Here is a 15,650-nt window from a genome sequence, read left to right as displayed (position 1 = left end):
CTCGCGCGATCCTGGGCCCGGGCGCGAGCGCTTCGAGCGGCTCGCGCCCTCACGCCGGCTCAATGGCGAGGCGAAACCGATACATAGCGATTGCCGCGCTCGTAGAAGCGCCACGGTTTCTTGGCCCACGCACCTGCGTAGTCCACGTTGATGCGAGGTGACCTACCGATGCGCCCCGCCGCGCCGGGGAGCAGCGAGAGCTGGGCTCCGCAGAGATCCATCCCGTAGGCGGAGCGATCGAGCCCCAGCGCCTTGCAGAGCTTCCCAGGACCGTTGGTCAGCTCGACCCGCCCGGGCGCGACGCCCCGCCGTCGGCTCATGAGCGGGAGCCCGAGCACGGGCTCGATCGCGCGGACGAGCACCACGTGCGGCTCCCCCTCCGAGGCCACGACGATGTTGAACGCCCAGTGCATGCCGTAGAGCATGAACAGGTACGCGTAGCCCGCCGGGCCGAACATGATCTCCGTCCGCACTGTCCGCCGCCCTCCGGCGCTGTGCGCGGCGAGATCTTCCGGACCGCGGTAGGCCTCGGTCTCGACGATGCGTCCGGCGGCGGTGCCCTCGGGCGTCCTGTGGACGAGCACCTTGCCGATGCACGCCCGCGCGACGACGAGCGGGGGGCGCGCGTAGAAGTCGCGCGGCAGCGGCGGCGCTCCTTCGAGGAGCGCGGCTCCGTCGCGGGGGGCGGGCGGCTCGGGCGTGGGGCGCGTGGTGGGCACTCGGGTCTCCGGCGGGCGTCCGGCGCGCGGACGAGCGCGCCGTCAGGAAGGGTGGCCCGGCGGGGCGGGCGTCCCGGAGGGCGGGGCATCGCTGTCGGGCGGCCCGCCCGGCGAGGCGGCGGCGGGCGCGCTCACGGCAGGCGAGGCCTGCGGGGCGACGTCGGACGGCGGCCGGTCCGACGGCGCGCGCTGGCCGCGCGGGGCGGCCGGGATCGCGGGGGGGCGCGCCGCCCGGAAGCGCTCGTCGACGAACGCGAGCACGTCGTCGCGGTGCTTCGAGGCCTGGAGCTCGTGATGGAACACCGCCGCGACGCGCAGGTCGGGCGCGATGACGTAGGTGACCCGCCGGGCGACGCCGATGAGCGGCCAGAGGACGCCGTAGGCGCGGCACACGCCGCGGTCGTCGTCGGCGATCATCGGGAAAGGGACCTTGTGCGACGCGGCGAACCGGCACTGGGTCCGGTGATCATCGGTGCTGATGCCGACGAGGCTGGCGCCGGCGAGCGCGAGCTCGGCGTGGTTGTCGCGGAACTGCCGGGTCTCCACGGTGCATCCGGGCGTGAACGCCTTCGGGAAGAAGAACACGACCGTGCAGAGCCCGCCCTGCCGGGACAGCACGAAGCGCTGGCCGTCCGTGGCCAGCTTGTCGATCTCCGGCGCGAGCTCACCGACCCTCAGCATGCCGCCGCAATCTGCCGCAAGTCGCCGCCCGCGTCGACAGGCGAGGGGGCGCCGCGCGCTGCCGCCGACGGCCGCGAGCCGCGCGATCCTCGGGAGGCGTCACGTGTCGATGCCGAGCCGCTTCAGCCGGTAATAGAGGGTCGTGCGCTGCATGCCGAACTGGCGCGCGACCTCTGCCTTGTTCCCGCCGCAGCGCTCGAGGGCGGCGAGGAGCTCCCGCCGCTCGATGTCGTCGAGCTGCGAGCTCAGGTCGAGCTTCGGCCGCGACGACGCCGGCGCGGCGAGCGCCTTTCCGGCCGCGTCCGCCTCCGGGTCCGCGGCCTTCGGCGGCCGGGCGGGCGGCTCGGTCGGCTGGGGGCGCGCGGTGAACGCGAGGTGCTCGGGCAGGATCACGTCGCCGCGGGAGAGGATGGCGGCGCGCTCGACGACGTTCTCCAGCTCGCGCGTGTTCCCCGGCCACGCGTAGGCCGTGAGCTTGGCGATCGCCTCGTCCGAGAGCGACGTGGCCGCGCGCGCGTTGCGGCGCGCGTATTTGCGCAGGAAGTGCTCGGCGAGGGCGCGGATGTCCTCGCGCCGCTCCCGGAGCGGCGGCAGCCGCAGCGGGAACACCGAGAGCCGGGAGACGAGCTCGGGCAGGACGTCCGCGCGCGCCCACGCCTCCTCGATGCCGGGCGTGAGCGACAGCACGACGCGCACGTCGACGCGGGTGGTCTCGGTCGACCCGAGCCGCTCGACCTCGCCGTCGGTGAGCACGCGGAGCAGCCGCGCCTGGAGCGAGGGCGTGAGCGGCGCCGGCTCGTCGAGGTAGATCGTCCCCCGGTGGGCGAGCTCGAGCCGGCCGGCTCGCTCGGTGAACGCGCCGTCGAAGGCGCCCCGCCGCCAGCCGAACAGCTCGCGCTCGAGCGCGTCGCCCCGGAACGCGGCGCACGTCACCTTGACGAACGGCTGCTCCTCCCGCGGCGAGCCCACGTGGATCGCCCGGGCGACGACCTCCTTCTCCGCCCCCTCCTCGCCCTCGATCAGCACGTGCGTCGCCGCCTTCGCCACCTCGCCGATCCGGGCGGCGACCTCGCGCATGGCCTCGCTCTCGCCGGCGATCTCCCCGAAATCGATCGGGTCGCGCTGCTCGCGCTCGAGGTAGCCGGCGTAGTGGGCGAGCTGCTCCCGCAGCCGCCGGTTCTCGCGGACGGTCGCGACGCCGGCGATCGCCTGCCGGAGGACGACGGCGAGCTCCTTCGAGTTCCAGGGCTTCTGGACGTAGCGGTCGACCGCCCCCGAGTTGACCGCATCGATGAGCACGGTCATGTCCGCGTAGGCGGTGAGCAGCACGCCCGCGGCGTCGGGCCGCCGCTCCTTCGCCTGCTTGAGGAACTCGATACCGCTCATCCCCGGCATCCGCTGGTCCGCGACGATCACCGCAGGATCGAGCCGCTCGAGGAGCGAGAGGGCCTCGGCGCCGCCCAGCGCGTAATGGAGCTTGAACGACTTCCTGAAGGCGAACCGGAACGCATCGAGGTTGTCCTGCTCGTCGTCGACGACGAGGACGTCGAAGCTGTTCCAGTCCAGATCGCGCATCGGGTCGCCCTGCCTCCCAGAGTTACTACAGCTCGGCGCGACCGTGACAGCGGAGGTGGCGCCGCCCGGCCGCCGGCGCGGCCCCCGCCGCGCGGACTGCCGCGGTCCGCCGGCGGCGTTCCGCGGTCCGCCGGCGGCGCCCTGCCATCCGCCGTCCCGAAAGGGGGCGCCCTGCCGCCCGCGCCGCCGCGCCCCACGCCCAGACGGAGGCGATCGTTCGTCCGGCCGCGACGCCGGCGGCGCCCGGGCGGATCGATTTCTCCGCCGGCCCAGAAATACGCGGTAAGCTCCGCGCCCGCCCGCGAAGAGGGCGGGCTGGGCGAGCCCCACACGGAGGAAGCCGGATCATGCTCGAGGACGTCATCAAGGAGCTGCGCGAAGGGATCGACAAGGCCATCGAAGCTCTCCGGCGAGACCTGGCGAAGGTGCGCACCGGGCGCGCCAACGCGGCCATGCTCGACGGCATCCGCGTCGATTACTACGGCGTGCAGACGCCGATCGTGCAGATGGCCACGGTGTCCGTGCCGGAGCCCCGGCTCATCACGGTCAAGCCCTGGGAGAAGAACCAGGTGAAGGCGATCGAGAAGGCGATCCGGGAGAGCGATCTCGGCTTGAACCCCCAGGTGGACGCGGATCTCATCCGGCTTCCGATCCCGCCGCTGACCGAGGAGCGGCGCCGCGAGATGGTGAAGCTCACCAAGAAGAACGGAGAGGACTGTAAAGTTGCCATCCGGAAGCATCGTCGAGACGCCAACGAGATGATCGACACCCTCGAGAAGGACGGCGAGGTCAGCGGCGACGAGGCCGACCGGTCGAAGAAGAAGGTCGAGGACGTGGTGGCCGAGGGGACGAGGCAGGTCGACACGGTGATCGCGACAAAGGAAAAAGACATCCTGGACGTGTGAGCGGGGCCGCCGCGGTGCCGGCGGCCGAGCGAAGGCCGGACCGCGCGACGCGGCGTCCCTGGCCTTCGCGTGATGGGCCCGGGTCTCCGGGCGAGGGGGGCGCGTGGTCCGCGGCCGCCGGGCGCCGCCCGGCGTGAGCGGTGGCGCCGCGCACGGCCGCGCGCGGCTCGTCCTCGACGAGGACGGCCCGGAGGCGCCTCGCAGTCCTGCCGGCGCGGGGCCGGGGGCTGAGCCCGCGCGCCGGCGCCGGACCGACGCCTGGGCCGACAATGAAGCGTTCAATGAAAAAGAGGCTTGCGGTCCCCCCGGTCCGAGTCGGTAGGATCAGGAAGGTCGGCGAGTGGACGTCTGATGACGTCCATTACGGTGCGAGAGGCCCTGCTTGACAGGTTTTCGGTAGCATGAAACGGTTGGTGCTCGAAGCCAAAGGCCCGGAGCCGTCTCAAGGATTCCCGAGGTTATGCGAGCGATCGCTTCAGGAATGACGGACGTTGGTCTCCAACGCGACCACAACGAGGACAGCTACGCCGTCCTGTCGGAGTATGACCTGTTCATCGTCGCGGACGGCATGGGGGGCCACCGCGCGGGGGACGTAGCGAGCAGGCTGGCGACCGAGTCCATCGCGGACTTCTTCCGGTCCACGTCGCGGGAGGACGCCACCTGGCCATTCCACTTCGACACCAGCCTGTCGGAGGAAGAGAACCGGCTCCAGGCGGGCATCCGGGTCGCCAACCGCCAGATCTTCGAGCGCAGCATCCGGTCGCGCGACTGCGCCGGGATGGGCACGACGGTCGTGGGGGCGCTCTTCTCGAAGAAGAAGAACCGCATCTACGTCGGCCACGTCGGCGACAGCCGCGCGTACCGCGTCCGCAAGGGCTCGATCAGCCAGCTCACGCGCGATCACTCGCTCTTCAACGACTACATCATGGCGATGCCCGAGCTCACCGAGGAGCAGCGGGCCGAGCTCCCGCGCAACGTCATCACCCGCGCGCTCGGGATGAACGACAGCGTCGCGGTGGACCTGATCAGCGACGAGCCGCAGCCCGGCGACGTCTACCTGCTCTGCTCGGACGGCCTGAGCGGGATGCTCTCGGACGATCAGATCCTCCAGATCGTGAGCTCGACCGAGGAGGTGCCGGAGATGTGCCGCCGCCTCATCGCCAAGGCCAACGAGAACGGCGGCGAGGACAACATCACGGCGCTCGTGATCCGGATCGACGAGCAGGACGAGGCCGAGCTCCCGAACAGCGCGACGATCGGCCCGCCCGCCGACTCGCAGCAGGTCAACATGGGCGAGCGGTCGACGGTCCCGGCGGCGTCGGCCTCACGCTCCGAGAAGAGCTGACGCGCGAGCGGCGCGGCCTGCGCCCGCGCGTCCCGGCCGCGCGCCCCGCGAAGCGCCGACGCGCGGGGGGGCGCGCTCAGCCCCCCGCGCGCCCCGGTCGGCTCAGCTCCCGCAGCTGTCGAGGGCGAGGGCGCCCCGCCGGATCTCGCAGGTGTACTGGCCGTCGGTCACGGACGGGCACTCGAAGACGACCCAGATCTTGCCCGCGTCGACCCCCTGCTCGCTCTCCGCGTCGAACCAGAACTGGCACTGTTCGTCGGTCGTGGAGGTGAAGGTGGTGCCGCTCGTCTTCGCCGACGAGAAGCTGACGCTGCCGCTGGCGGGCATCTCCTTCGTCGCCCCGGGGCTGATGTCCACGATCTTGATGCGGACCTGCGTGGCGGTCGCGCTGTTCTTGAGCGTCGCCGAGACGTCGAAGGAGCCCGAGCCGGTCACGGTGCAGTCGACCGAGGCGCCCTCGTCGCCGTCGGCGACCACCCGGAGCCGCCGGGCCGCGGTCACCTCGCCGAGGACCTCCGAGTGCCCCCCCACGTTGCAGCTGGCGCCCGGTTTGACGAAGTTCAGGGAGTAGGCGGCGCGCGGGGTGGGCGGCGCCGGGTCGCTGCAGCCGAAGCCGAGCAGGGGTAGAAGGCCGAGCACGGGCACGAAGCCGAGGCGGGCGAGACTCATGGCAAGCTCCGGTGGTGGATGGCGGCCCCGAGGCCGCACCTCGCTTCTATCGTATTCGAGGGCCCCCGATCAAACGGCGGCCGCGCCCCGCCTCCCTGCGTCCCGCGCGACCGCGCGGCGAGCGCGAGCGGCCGCGACCGGCGCGCGCGATCAGGCGCGGGGCGCCAGCGCCTGCGCGTCCTCCAGCGCCTGCGCGACGTCGTTCCAGAGGTCCTCGCTGCCCTCCAGGCCGACCGAGAGCCGGAGGAGGCCGTCGGCGATGCCGAGCGCCTCCCGCGCCGCCGCGGGCACGGAGGCGTGGGTCATGATGGCGGGGTGCTCGGCGAGCGACTCGACGCCGCCGAGGCTCTCGGCGCAGGCGAAGATCGCGAGCCGCTCGAGGAACCGCGAGGCGACGGGGAGGCCGCCGCGCACGACGAACGAGATCATCGCGCCGGGCGCGCGCATCTGCCGCGCGGCGAGCGCGTGGCCGGCGTGCGTGGGCAGGCCGGGGTAGTTCACGGCCTGGACGGCGGGGTGTTCGGCGAGCCTGCCGGCGATGAGCGCGGCCGACGCGCACTGCTGGCGCACGCGCACGCCGAGCGTCTTGATCCCGCGGAGCACGAGGTAGCAATCGAACGGGCTCGGCACGGCGCCGAGCGCGTTCTGCAGGAACGCGACCCGCTCGGCGAGCGCGTCCTCCGAGGTGATGAGCGCGCCGCCGACGGCGTCCGAGTGCCCGTTCAGGTACTTCGTGGTCGAGTGCGCCACGACGTGGGCGCCGAGGTCGAGCGGCCGCTGGAGCACCGGCGTGGCGAACGTGTTGTCGACGACGAGCAGCGCCCCGTGCGCGCGCGCGATCTCCGCGATCCCGGCGATGTCGAAGATCTTGAGCATCGGGTTCGTCGGGGTCTCGATCCAGATCATCCGCGTGGCCGGGGTGAGGGCCTTGCGGACGACGTCGAGGTCGCTCATGTCGACCGAGGTCGAGGCGATGCCCATCGGCCGCATGACCTTGTCGAAGAGCCGGAAGGTGCCGCCGTAGACGTCGTCGCCCGAGAGCACGTGATCGCCGGGCCGGAGCGTGTGGAGCAGCGTGGCGGTCGCCGCGGAGCCGCTGCCGAAGGCGAAGCCGTGGCGACCGCCCTCGAGCGCGGCGAGGCATTCCTCGAGCGCCTTGCGGGTGGGGTTGCCGCTGCGCGAGTACTCGAACCCCTTGTGCTGGCCCGGCCGCTCCTGCGCGAACGTGCTCGCGAGGACGATCGGCGTCATGACCGCGCCGCTCGTCGGATCCGGCGGCTGGCCGGCGTGGATGGCGAGCGTGTCGAGGGCGAGCCTGTCGTGACCTAGGTGGGGCTTCATGCGGATCGAGACTTATCCCACGGGCCGCGTGCGTCCACGGTTTTGGCGCGCGCGAGGGCCGGGCGCGCGCGAGCCGGCCGCGCTCCTGGGCCTGAGCTGGCCGCGCGGGGCGGCCGCGTCGCTAGCCGCGCGGGGCGGCCGCGTCGAAGGCGTCGAGCAGCGCCCGCGCGCTCGCGACGCGCCGCTCCGGATCGCGGTCGAGGGCGCGGGCGAGCGCCCGGCGCTGCCCCGGCGAGAGCGCGCCCGCGGCGGCGAGCGCGTCGAGGCGGAGGCCCGACTCGCCGATCTCGACCAGCATCGCGGCCTGCTCGCCCGCGCGCGTGAGCGGCGCGCCGGTGGCGAAGGCGACGAGGGTCGCCGCCATGGCGTAGACGTCGCCGCGCGCGGTCGGCGGCGATTCGCCGCGGGCGATCTCGGGGGCGACGAACGGGACGGTGCCCCGGTCGGCGGTCTCGAGATCGGGATCCATGCCGCGGAACCGCGCGGCGCCGAGGTCGACGAGGCCGATGTCGCCGAGCGGCCCGAGCAGCACGTGATCGGGGCCGAGATCGCCGTGGACGAAGCCGATCGGGCCCGCGGCGTCCTCGAGCTCGTGGAGCTCGGCGAGGGTCTCGATGGCGGCCCGGACGACGTGGACGACGAGCGACGCGGGCGGCGGGCGGTCGCGGCCGCGCCATCCGTCGAGCACGTTGCGGAGCGAGGCGCCCTCGCGCCGGCTCTCGAGGAGGAAGGGGCCGTGGCGATCGGCGCCGACGCGCGCGAGCGCGGGCAGGGCAGGGTGCCGGGCGAGCGAGAGCGCCTTCGCCTCGCGGACCATGGCGGCCCGCCCGGCGTGCGCGCGGAGGGCGGCGGGGGCGAGGCGCTTGCACACGAGCGTTGGGCCGAGCGTGGGGCCGAGCGTGGGGCCGAGCGTTGGGCCGGGCGGCGGGCCTCCGAGCCGGACCAGCGCCACGTCGAACGTGGCGCCTGCGCCGAGGTGCTCGACCAGCTCGGTGCCGTCGGGAGCGGGGTAAGGCATGGGCCCCTCAGCCGCTCTCTGCCGGCGCCGGGGCCGCCTCGTCGCACGCGCGGAGCCACCGCAGCGCCTCCTCCGCGCCGGCCTTGCCGCGCACCGCGAGCGCCCACCGCGCCTCGCGCCAGCGCGCCGCGAAATCGGCCCAGCGCGCCGGCGCGTCGCCCCGGCCGTCGAGGGCGGCGACCCGATCGTCGATGCTCTGGAAGGGGAACACCGGATTGCCGAGCCCGAACCGCGCCTGCGCCCAGTGGACCACGCCGATGAAGAGGCCGTACCGGCAGCGGCGGGTCGCCTCGTCGACGCCAACGACCGGCGACCTCCAGTCGAGGTGGATGTCGTCGAGCTCCGGCAGCCGCGGCTCGCGCTTGCCCACGCAGATGTGCACCGCCTCCTGATCGGGCCGGTGCACCTCGCGCCAGCTGTCCGCGTCGAGCGGCTCGCCGCCCCGGAGCAGCGAGCCCATGCTCCCCGCGAGGGCGCCGAGCAGCGGGCCTCGCTGGTGCTCGATCCCGCCGAGGATCGTGTCGCGCGCCATGCGGCGGCCGCCCGTCCCGGCGAACTGGCCGTCGAGGCGCTCGCGCATCGCCGCCGGCTCGGCGTAGACCGCTTTGAATCCCGCGCTCCCGCCGACCCACACGTTGCGCAGATACCTGATCTGCGCCCACAGCCCGAGCGTGGGGTCGATATCGCGGATGCGCTCGAAGATGCGCGCCACCACGTTGACGCACGTCGGCCCGAACCGGGTGAGCGCCTCGCCGAGATCGCGGGGCTCGGGGGCGCCCCAGAACGCGTTGTCCAGGTTGAGCTCCGCCCCGGGGCGGCGCGCGAGCCGGTCGGCGAGGCTCCTCTCCAGCGCCTCGCGCAGCGGGCCCTCCAGCCCGGCGAGGTGCGGGCCCGCGCCTCCGTCGAGTGAGCCGGTCATACGAACATCGTATCACGCCCGCCGCGCGCATCGCCGCCGGCGCCGCGCCGCGTCCGCGGCGTCGACGACGCGCGCGGCGCCGACGACGCGCGTCGCGGCGGAGCGGGGCGCGGTCGCGCGGCGAGCTCGCCGGCGGGCGCCTGCGCCGCGGCCGCCTGTGGGATGGCCACGCACCTGCACGGGGGGAGGGCGGTGGCCAACTTTTCTTCGCGTCATGCGGCATATCTCTGCGTTCAGCGCGAACGTGATAGAAGTCTTGAGAACGGCATGGATCCCAAGATTTTGGAGATGCTCTTCATCGCTGTTAGCAACGGCGTCGCCCTCTTTATCGGCGCTTACGTGGCGCGCAGATCGGCAGATCTCAGCGCGGAGCGCCGGGCCGAGCACGAGGAGAGGGCGGAGCTCCTGCGACAGCGGCGGGAGGCGCTCCTGGAGCGGCTGGCCCTCCAGCGGCGCGCGCTCGACGACTACGCGCGGATGATCGTCCGGTGGTCCTCGGCGCCCGGGTCCGGGGCGCCGCGCACGCGCGAGGAGGACCTCGCGGCGGACCAGGAGTCCATCGCGATGTACGCGCAGATGGCCAACGCGTTCGGGAGTCGGCAGTTCGCCGAGCAGGCCGCCGCGACGCTGCACGCCGTGCGCGCCGGCCGCGGCAATGTCCAGGTGTTCCCGTTCTCCGTGCAGATCGCCTCCGCCTGCTACCAGGAGATGATCCGGGCGATCTCCGAGCTCGAAAAGGAGATCGGCCTGCCGGCGCCGCGGTCGCCCGCGCGGCCGTTCCTCCCGGACGAGGAGCTCGCGAAGGAGGCGACTCGGCTGTTCTCCAGGAACGTGGTGGAGCGCTCCGGGATCGATCTCGGCATGGTCGATCAGATCCTGGAGCGCGTCCGGGTGAACCCGTCCGAGGAGGCGGAGAGCCCCAGGTAGGGGCTCACGCCTCCGGCCTCACTGGCTCCATCCCATCCGGATGAGCGCGTAGAAGATGAGGAGGCGAGGCACCCGGAACAGCACCATGGTGAAGAAGTAGCGCGGCGGGATCCGGTACAGCCCCGACAGGTAGCAGAGCATCGAGAAGGGGACCGGCGAGACGCTCCCGACGGCGATGGCCCAGTACCCGTAACGGTCGAACAGCCGATCGATCTTGGGCCGCGTCCGCTCGAGGCGCGCCGCGAAGATGCGGAAGCGCGCGAGGTGGCCGGCGAGCCGGTATCCCGTGCAGCCGGCGAGGAGCGAGGCCGCCGAGATCGCGATCATGGGCGCGACCTGCGGGCCTCCCGAGGTGATCGCCGTCAGCATGTAGAACTGCGGCGGGATCGGGAACGAGAACGCGTCGGCGAGGTAGGTGCCGACGAACATCCCGGCGAGGCCGAAGCGCTGCACGAACCCGCGGCCGAGCGCGTCGAGCTGGTCGCGCGCGAGGTGCGCCGCCAGCGCGATGAGCCCGAAGAGCGCGCCCAGGCTGAGCACCAGCTGGACCAGCGTGCGCCACAGATCTCGCCGGTCGTCGCGCGGGCGCGCCTCGCTCGTTTGCTGGCTCAGACCGCCTCCTGCCGGCGGCGCTGGAGCCGCTCGATGATCCGCCTGCTGCGGAGCGTGCTCTGAAAGATCCGCGTCGCCTTCTCGAGGGCGTCGAGGAGCCTCTGCGCGGCGCCCTGCTTGTCGACGTACGCGAACGGCCGGTGCGCGTTGATGACCTCGAACGAGTCCTTCTCGTCCTGATACGGCGAATAGAAGATCACGGGGACTTCCGGCTGCACCTTGCGGATCTGGTCGCAGACCCAGAAGCCGTCCTGCCCCGACATCCGCACATCGATGATCACGGCGCAGGTGTCCTCGGTGAACGCGGCGACCCCGTCCAGGGCCGAGGCGCACACGACGAGGCGATATCGCTCCGCGAGGAGGGCGCCGAGCGGCTGCCAGAGGCCCCTGTCCTCGTCGACCACGAGCACGAGAGGAAGCCGCGTGGACTCGGGCTTCTCGCGATCCGGCCGCTGGGCTGGATCGGCCCCGAGCAGGGTATCGGATTCCTTGGACGACATTCTGCGTGGATCGTGGAGGGCGCGTCGAGACGCCCATGACACAATGTACCACGTCCTGCGCATCGAGCCAGTGCGGCAGGCCGGCGCGGCGCCGAGCTCGGCGCGCTGTCTCCCTCTGCGCCGCCGCGCGGAGGGAGACAGCGCGCCGCGCAGAGGGAGATAGCGGCGCGCGGAGACGGCGCGGCGCGGGCGTGGCTCCGCCGCGCGGGGTCGTGCCGCGGGCGTCCGCGCCGTGGGCGGCGGCATGGGATTCGTCTATGCTGGGCGCCGAGGCGTGGCCTCATGGTGAGGCCTGCAGGCCGTTTGCAACGCGCCGCGATCCTGCCGGATCGCGCGCTCGCCTTCTCGTGCGCTGACCCGGTCTGCCGGTCGGCAGCGGGTCGCCCGCCGGGGAGCGCCCCACAACCGAGATGAGCTGCCCATGAAGAACGCAGGACTCCGATCGATCCCCCTCGTCATCGCCGCTCTCGGCCTCTTTGCCGCGGGGTGCAAGGACGAAGACAACTTGCACGCGTGCAGTGAGCTCTGCAAGCACCGCATCCTCTGCGCGGAAGAGAAAGGGGACCCGCCGCCGAGCAAGACCAGCTGTGAGACCGCGTGCCTCGGCCTCGAGGGAGAAGGCCTCGTGGAGCGAACCGAGGAGTGCGTGAACGAGGCGTCGTGCGATTATGTGGCGTGCGCGGACCCCTGAGCCCGGCGAGCGCGCGCGCCGCGGGGGGCGGGGCGCGCCGGGCCTCCCGGCCGGGAGGCCGACGCGATGACGGCCGGCGCGATCACGGCTCCGCGTCGCACTCGGGCGCGTCGCGGAGCTTGCCCGAGGCGAGCGGCGCGTCGAAGCGCAGGAGATCGAGATCGACGAGATCGAGGCGCTTGAACGTCAGGTTCAGCGGGCCGACCGACACGCCGGCTTCCGCCTCGGCGTAGGCGCGCACGCCGCCGTCGACCCGCGCGTCGTACGAGCAGTAGGGCGGCGCGGTCTCCGCGCTGACGCGCGCGTACGCCTGGACTCCGACGTTCGGGCCGAGGATGCCGTACAGGCGCGCCCGGAGCTCCGCGCCGGCGCTCACCTTGCCGGACGCCGTGATCGCGCCGGGCGCCCCGATCGAGGCCGTCCCCGAGGCCGAGCACGAGGGCTCCCAGATCGTGCGCCACTTCCCGTTCTTGTAATCGACCCCGGCCTCGATCTCGGCGGTCGTCTGCGCCTCGGCCTCCACCTCGGCGGCCGTGAACGACAGCCCCACATCGGCCGTCGCCCTCGGCACGACGTTCGTCGTGACGACGATGGGCACGGGCCCCACCCAGAACGTCAGCGTCGGCAGCGGCACGCTCGGGACGCCCCCGGCGAGCTCGAGGAGATCGACCGTGCAGCTCCCCGTGACCGTGCCGGAGCCCTGGAGCGTTGCGCTCACGTCGAGCCTGCCAGAGGCGACGAAGCGGAGCTGCTTCAGCTCCGGGACCGGGTTGACCCCGCCGCGCGGGCCGACGTGGACCTCGAAGTCGAGCACCGGAGAGAGCTCGGCCGTGACGTCGAGCGCCGCCGTCCCGTGCGCGGTGACCCCGCACGAGGCCGGGAGAGAGGCCGAGGAGAGCTCGAAGAGCTTCATGGAGGCGCCGGACGCGATCTTCAGGGCCTCCGCCTGGCTCGCGATCGGCTCGTCGCCCTCCAGGCCGAGCTCGCGGACGCGCGCGAGGTGCTCGTCGATGGCCTGCGCGTATTCGCGCGCGTCGTAGTGGACGTGGACGTGCCCTTCGGTGATGAACTCCGTGAGGTCGGCGGGCGTCGTCTCGAGCGCGACCCGCGCCGCGTCGAGCGCGCGGACGCGCACGACGCGGGCGAGGTAGCCGCCTCCCTGCGTGCCGCCGAGCACGTCGCCCGCGGCGAAAGGCGGCAGGCTGCCGTCGTGGGTGATGACGATCTCGCGCTCCCCGAGCTCCGCGGCGACGAACCCCGGCTCCTTCTCGGGCACGCGGGCGCGCTCGGACAGCTTGAGCGGCTGGACGACATCGACGGCGCCGGGGGCCGGCAGCTCGGCAGGATCCGCGACGTCGTCCGCCGGGGCGGCGCACGCCGCGAGCCCGGGCGCGCCGAGCGCGAGAAAAACGGCGGAGATGAGCCGCGCGGTCACCGCGCGGCTCCGAGGGAGCGTGGTTTTCATGGGCGCGGACGCTATGCGGGCATTGTGGCGAACCGGTTACAGAGGCGAGACTTGCTGTCTCCGGGAGAAGGGATAAAGGCTCACCGCGATGGATGGATATCCATGAATCGATGTCTCCGGGGCTCGCGAAGAGCACTTATAGAATCGAGCGATGCGCGGAGCCCCGCGCGACGCGCGCATGGAATGCCGCGCGACGCGCTCATGAGATGGCGCGCGAGCGCGCTCATGAGATGGCGCGCGAGCGCGCTCATGAGATGGCGCGCGAGCGCGCTCATGAGATGGCGCGCGAGCGCGCTCATCGAGGGCGACGGCCTGGAGCGCGTCGCGCGCTCGGACCGGGGCACGCGTCGCGCTCGCGCGGGGGCGGCCGAGAGAGGGGGGCCGCGGCTCGCGGTGGAAGGAAGAAGGCAGAGCGCGTAGATCGCGCGCGTCGCTCCCGCGGGCATGCCGCTTCAGGAGGGCGGCGGGTCGCCGGGGGCGAGCCGCTGCGCGGCCCTGCTGGAGGCGCCGCGATCGTCAGGCGACCGCTCGCCGGGCTCCGCCACCTCTTGCGATGCGCAGGGCACGGTGCGCGCACGCTCGCGAGGCGCCGCGGACGTCGCGTCGCTCGGGCGAGGAGCCCGGCAGGCCTGCCTCGGCGGTCTGTTGATCCGTCGTGGTGCGATCAGCCTCCGGGCACCCGTCGCTTGCTGGGCGGCCTCGGGCTTGTCCTACCTGGGGTGAGTAACGGGATTTGAACCCGCGACACCTGGAGCCACAATCCAGTGCTCTACCAACTGAGCTATACCCACCGTTCTTCGCGGCCCGGGGGCTGCGAAGGCCTGGCAGAATACTCAGCTCCGCGCAGAGTGCAATCGGGTAAACGCACGGCGCGTCGCTCTTTTTGCTCCGGGTTGCTCCGGGCTCGCTTCCAGCGCCCCCTCCGGCCCCGCGTTGCTCCCCGCTTGCTCCCCGCCCTGGGGCCCCCGGCTTGGCTCCCCCGCCCTGGAACGAGGCCGCGCCGCCTCGCCGCGCGGCACACCCCCTGACATCCCGCGCATCCCGAGCCGCCGGCGGTCCGCCCGCTGGCGTCGCCCCGGCTGCCTCGTTCACCCGTCGCGCCCTGCACCCCGGCGCCCACCGCCGGGCGGCTCCCTCAGAGCGTCGCCCACCGGCGCAGCGCGACCCGGCGGGCGCGGTCGAGGTCCCCGCGGTGGCGCGTCGAGATCGGCGCGCGCTGCGCGGGCGGCGGCCCGGACGCGCCCGCCGGCTCGTCCGCCTCGCGGCCGGAGGCGGCGATCAGCGCGGCGGCGAGCGAGCCCTCGATCGCGGCCAGGTCGTAGCCGCCCTCCAGGAAGACGGCGAGCCGCCCCCCCGCCTTCGCGGTCGCCATCGCCGCGAGCCGGCGGCCCATCGCCGCGTAGGCCGAGCGCGACAGCTTCATCGCCGCGAGCGGATCGCGCTCGTGCGCGTCGAACCCCGCCGAGACCAGGATGAGCTCGGGCGCGTACTCGTCGAGCACCGGCAGGACGAGCTCGTCGAACGCCGCCTCGTAGACCGCGTCCGTCGCCCCGTCGGACAGCGGCACGTTCACCGTGTAGCCGGCGCCCTCGCCGCCGCCGATCTCCTCGGCGGAGCCGGTGCCAGGGTAGAACGGCCACTGGTGCAGCGAGCAGAACAGCACCCGCGGGTCGTCCCAGAAGATGTCCTGCGTGCCGTTGCCGTGGTGCACGTCGAAGTCGATCACCGCCACCCGCGACAGCCCGCTGCTCAGCGCGGCCCTCGCCGCCACGGCGACGTTGTTCAGGAGGCAGAAGCCCATGCCCGTGTCGCGCGTCGCGTGGTGGCCGGGCGGGCGCAGCAGCGCGACGCCGAGCCGACCGGGGCCGGCGAGCACCGCCTCGACAAGCGCCACCGCGGCGCCGGCGCCCCGCCTCGCCGCGTCGACCGACCGCGGGACGACGTACGTGTCGGGATCGAGCGCCGCGTAGTGCCCGCTGACCCGATCCAGCGACTCGAGGTACCGGGGCGCGTGGACCCGGGCGAGCTCGTCCTCGGTGGCGTCGCGCGTCGCGACGCGCTCGATCGAGAGGCCAGCCGCGGCGCAGCGCTCGATCGCGCGGCGGGCGGCCTCGAGGCGCTCCGGGCGCTCGGGGTGCGCGCCGCGCGCGCGGTGTTGTTCGAACAGCGCGTCGTCGACGACGTAGAGGCGCGGGGCTTCGGAGTGCGGGTGATTCAAGTGCACCATGAGCTGGGTGGAGAGTTGTAGCAGCGCCGCAGCGGATGGTAGCTTGCCCTGAGCCC

Annotated in this window: 15 protein-coding genes and 1 tRNA gene; 4 read left to right on the top strand and 12 right to left on the bottom strand. The window is 73.2% G+C overall.

The window, feature by feature from the left end:
* Window positions 1-59: 59 nt before the first annotated feature.
* From NQZ70_RS37880 to NQZ70_RS37870, 3 genes are all read right to left on the bottom strand, one after another.
* Complete coding sequence (locus tag NQZ70_RS37880) at window positions 60-719, bottom strand: DNA-3-methyladenine glycosylase (RefSeq protein ID WP_129578573.1); 660 nt, start codon at window positions 717-719, stop codon at window positions 60-62.
* 42 nt (window positions 720-761) lie between these two features.
* The gene (locus NQZ70_RS37875; protein ID WP_237244397.1) at window positions 762-1,400 is read right to left on the bottom strand and encodes a peroxiredoxin; all 639 of its coding nucleotides are present in this window, start codon (window positions 1,398-1,400) and stop codon (window positions 762-764) included.
* A gap of 99 nt (window positions 1,401-1,499) precedes the next feature.
* Complete coding sequence (locus NQZ70_RS37870) at window positions 1,500-2,975, bottom strand: sigma-54 dependent transcriptional regulator (protein WP_129578572.1); 1,476 nt, start codon at window positions 2,973-2,975, stop codon at window positions 1,500-1,502.
* A 347-nt stretch (window positions 2,976-3,322) separates the two neighbouring features.
* On the opposite strand from NQZ70_RS37870, the gene frr reads away from it, so the two are divergent.
* The gene (gene frr, locus NQZ70_RS37865) at window positions 3,323-3,880 is read left to right on the top strand and encodes a ribosome recycling factor (RefSeq protein WP_129578571.1); all 558 of its coding nucleotides are present in this window, start codon (window positions 3,323-3,325) and stop codon (window positions 3,878-3,880) included.
* A gap of 481 nt (window positions 3,881-4,361) precedes the next feature.
* Window positions 4,362-5,225 carry a Stp1/IreP family PP2C-type Ser/Thr phosphatase gene (locus NQZ70_RS37860; protein WP_236644138.1) on the top strand — a complete coding sequence of 288 codons (864 nt, stop codon included), beginning with the start codon at window positions 4,362-4,364 and terminating at the stop codon, window positions 5,223-5,225.
* Window positions 5,226-5,327: 102 nt separating this feature from the next.
* Here the strand turns inward: NQZ70_RS37860 and NQZ70_RS37855 are convergent, their stop codons facing one another.
* The 4 genes from NQZ70_RS37855 to NQZ70_RS37840 form a co-directional block, all read right to left on the bottom strand.
* Entirely contained in the window at window positions 5,328-5,894 is a 567-nt protein-coding gene (locus tag NQZ70_RS37855; protein ID WP_129578570.1) for a hypothetical protein, read from the bottom strand.
* 150 nt (window positions 5,895-6,044) lie between these two features.
* On the bottom strand, window positions 6,045-7,235 hold the full coding sequence (locus NQZ70_RS37850) for a cystathionine gamma-synthase (RefSeq protein WP_129578569.1): 1,191 nt from the start codon (window positions 7,233-7,235) through the stop codon (window positions 6,045-6,047).
* Between the two features lie 121 nt (window positions 7,236-7,356).
* The gene (locus tag NQZ70_RS37845) at window positions 7,357-8,253 is read right to left on the bottom strand and encodes a protein kinase domain-containing protein (RefSeq protein WP_129578568.1); all 897 of its coding nucleotides are present in this window, start codon (window positions 8,251-8,253) and stop codon (window positions 7,357-7,359) included.
* A 7-nt stretch (window positions 8,254-8,260) separates the two neighbouring features.
* Window positions 8,261-9,172, bottom strand: coding sequence for a hypothetical protein (locus NQZ70_RS37840; protein ID WP_129578567.1), 912 nt, complete (start codon window positions 9,170-9,172; stop codon window positions 8,261-8,263).
* A 267-nt stretch (window positions 9,173-9,439) separates the two neighbouring features.
* Here NQZ70_RS37840 and NQZ70_RS37835 point away from each other — a divergent pair, with 267 nt between their 5' ends.
* Window positions 9,440-10,099, top strand: coding sequence for a hypothetical protein (locus NQZ70_RS37835; protein ID WP_129578566.1), 660 nt, complete (start codon window positions 9,440-9,442; stop codon window positions 10,097-10,099).
* Window positions 10,100-10,117: 18 nt separating this feature from the next.
* Here the strand turns inward: NQZ70_RS37835 and NQZ70_RS37830 are convergent, their stop codons facing one another.
* The gene (locus NQZ70_RS37830; protein WP_129578565.1) at window positions 10,118-10,639 is read right to left on the bottom strand and encodes a YqaA family protein; all 522 of its coding nucleotides are present in this window, start codon (window positions 10,637-10,639) and stop codon (window positions 10,118-10,120) included.
* Window positions 10,640-10,707: 68 nt separating this feature from the next.
* A complete protein-coding gene (locus tag NQZ70_RS37825) occupies window positions 10,708-11,211 on the bottom strand; it encodes a response regulator (RefSeq protein ID WP_129578564.1) in 504 nt (167 codons plus the stop codon).
* 421 nt (window positions 11,212-11,632) lie between these two features.
* Between NQZ70_RS37825 and NQZ70_RS37820 the strand changes: the two genes are divergently transcribed.
* Window positions 11,633-11,902: a hypothetical protein gene (locus NQZ70_RS37820; protein ID WP_129578563.1), complete on the top strand. Its 270-nt coding sequence runs from the start codon at window positions 11,633-11,635 to the stop codon at window positions 11,900-11,902.
* A gap of 82 nt (window positions 11,903-11,984) precedes the next feature.
* On the opposite strand, the gene NQZ70_RS37815 is transcribed toward NQZ70_RS37820, so the two are convergent.
* The 3 genes from NQZ70_RS37815 to NQZ70_RS37805 all read right to left on the bottom strand — a co-directional run bounded on the left by NQZ70_RS37815 (window position 11,985) and on the right by NQZ70_RS37805 (window position 15,594).
* Entirely contained in the window at window positions 11,985-13,367 is a 1,383-nt protein-coding gene (locus NQZ70_RS37815) for a hypothetical protein (RefSeq protein WP_129578562.1), read from the bottom strand.
* A 715-nt stretch (window positions 13,368-14,082) separates the two neighbouring features.
* Window positions 14,083-14,158: transfer RNA gene (locus tag NQZ70_RS37810), tRNA-His, on the bottom strand.
* A gap of 344 nt (window positions 14,159-14,502) precedes the next feature.
* Window positions 14,503-15,594, bottom strand: coding sequence for a histone deacetylase (locus tag NQZ70_RS37805; RefSeq protein ID WP_129578560.1), 1,092 nt, complete (start codon window positions 15,592-15,594; stop codon window positions 14,503-14,505).
* Between the last annotated feature and the right edge of the window lie 56 nt (window positions 15,595-15,650).

This window comes from Sorangium sp. So ce836 (assembly GCF_028553905.1).
Classification (GTDB): Bacteria; Myxococcota_A; Polyangia; order Polyangiales; family Polyangiaceae; genus Sorangium; species Sorangium cellulosum_D.
The sequence above is the reverse complement of the archived record's forward strand: the minus strand, read 5'-3'. Positions and strand labels throughout refer to the sequence as shown.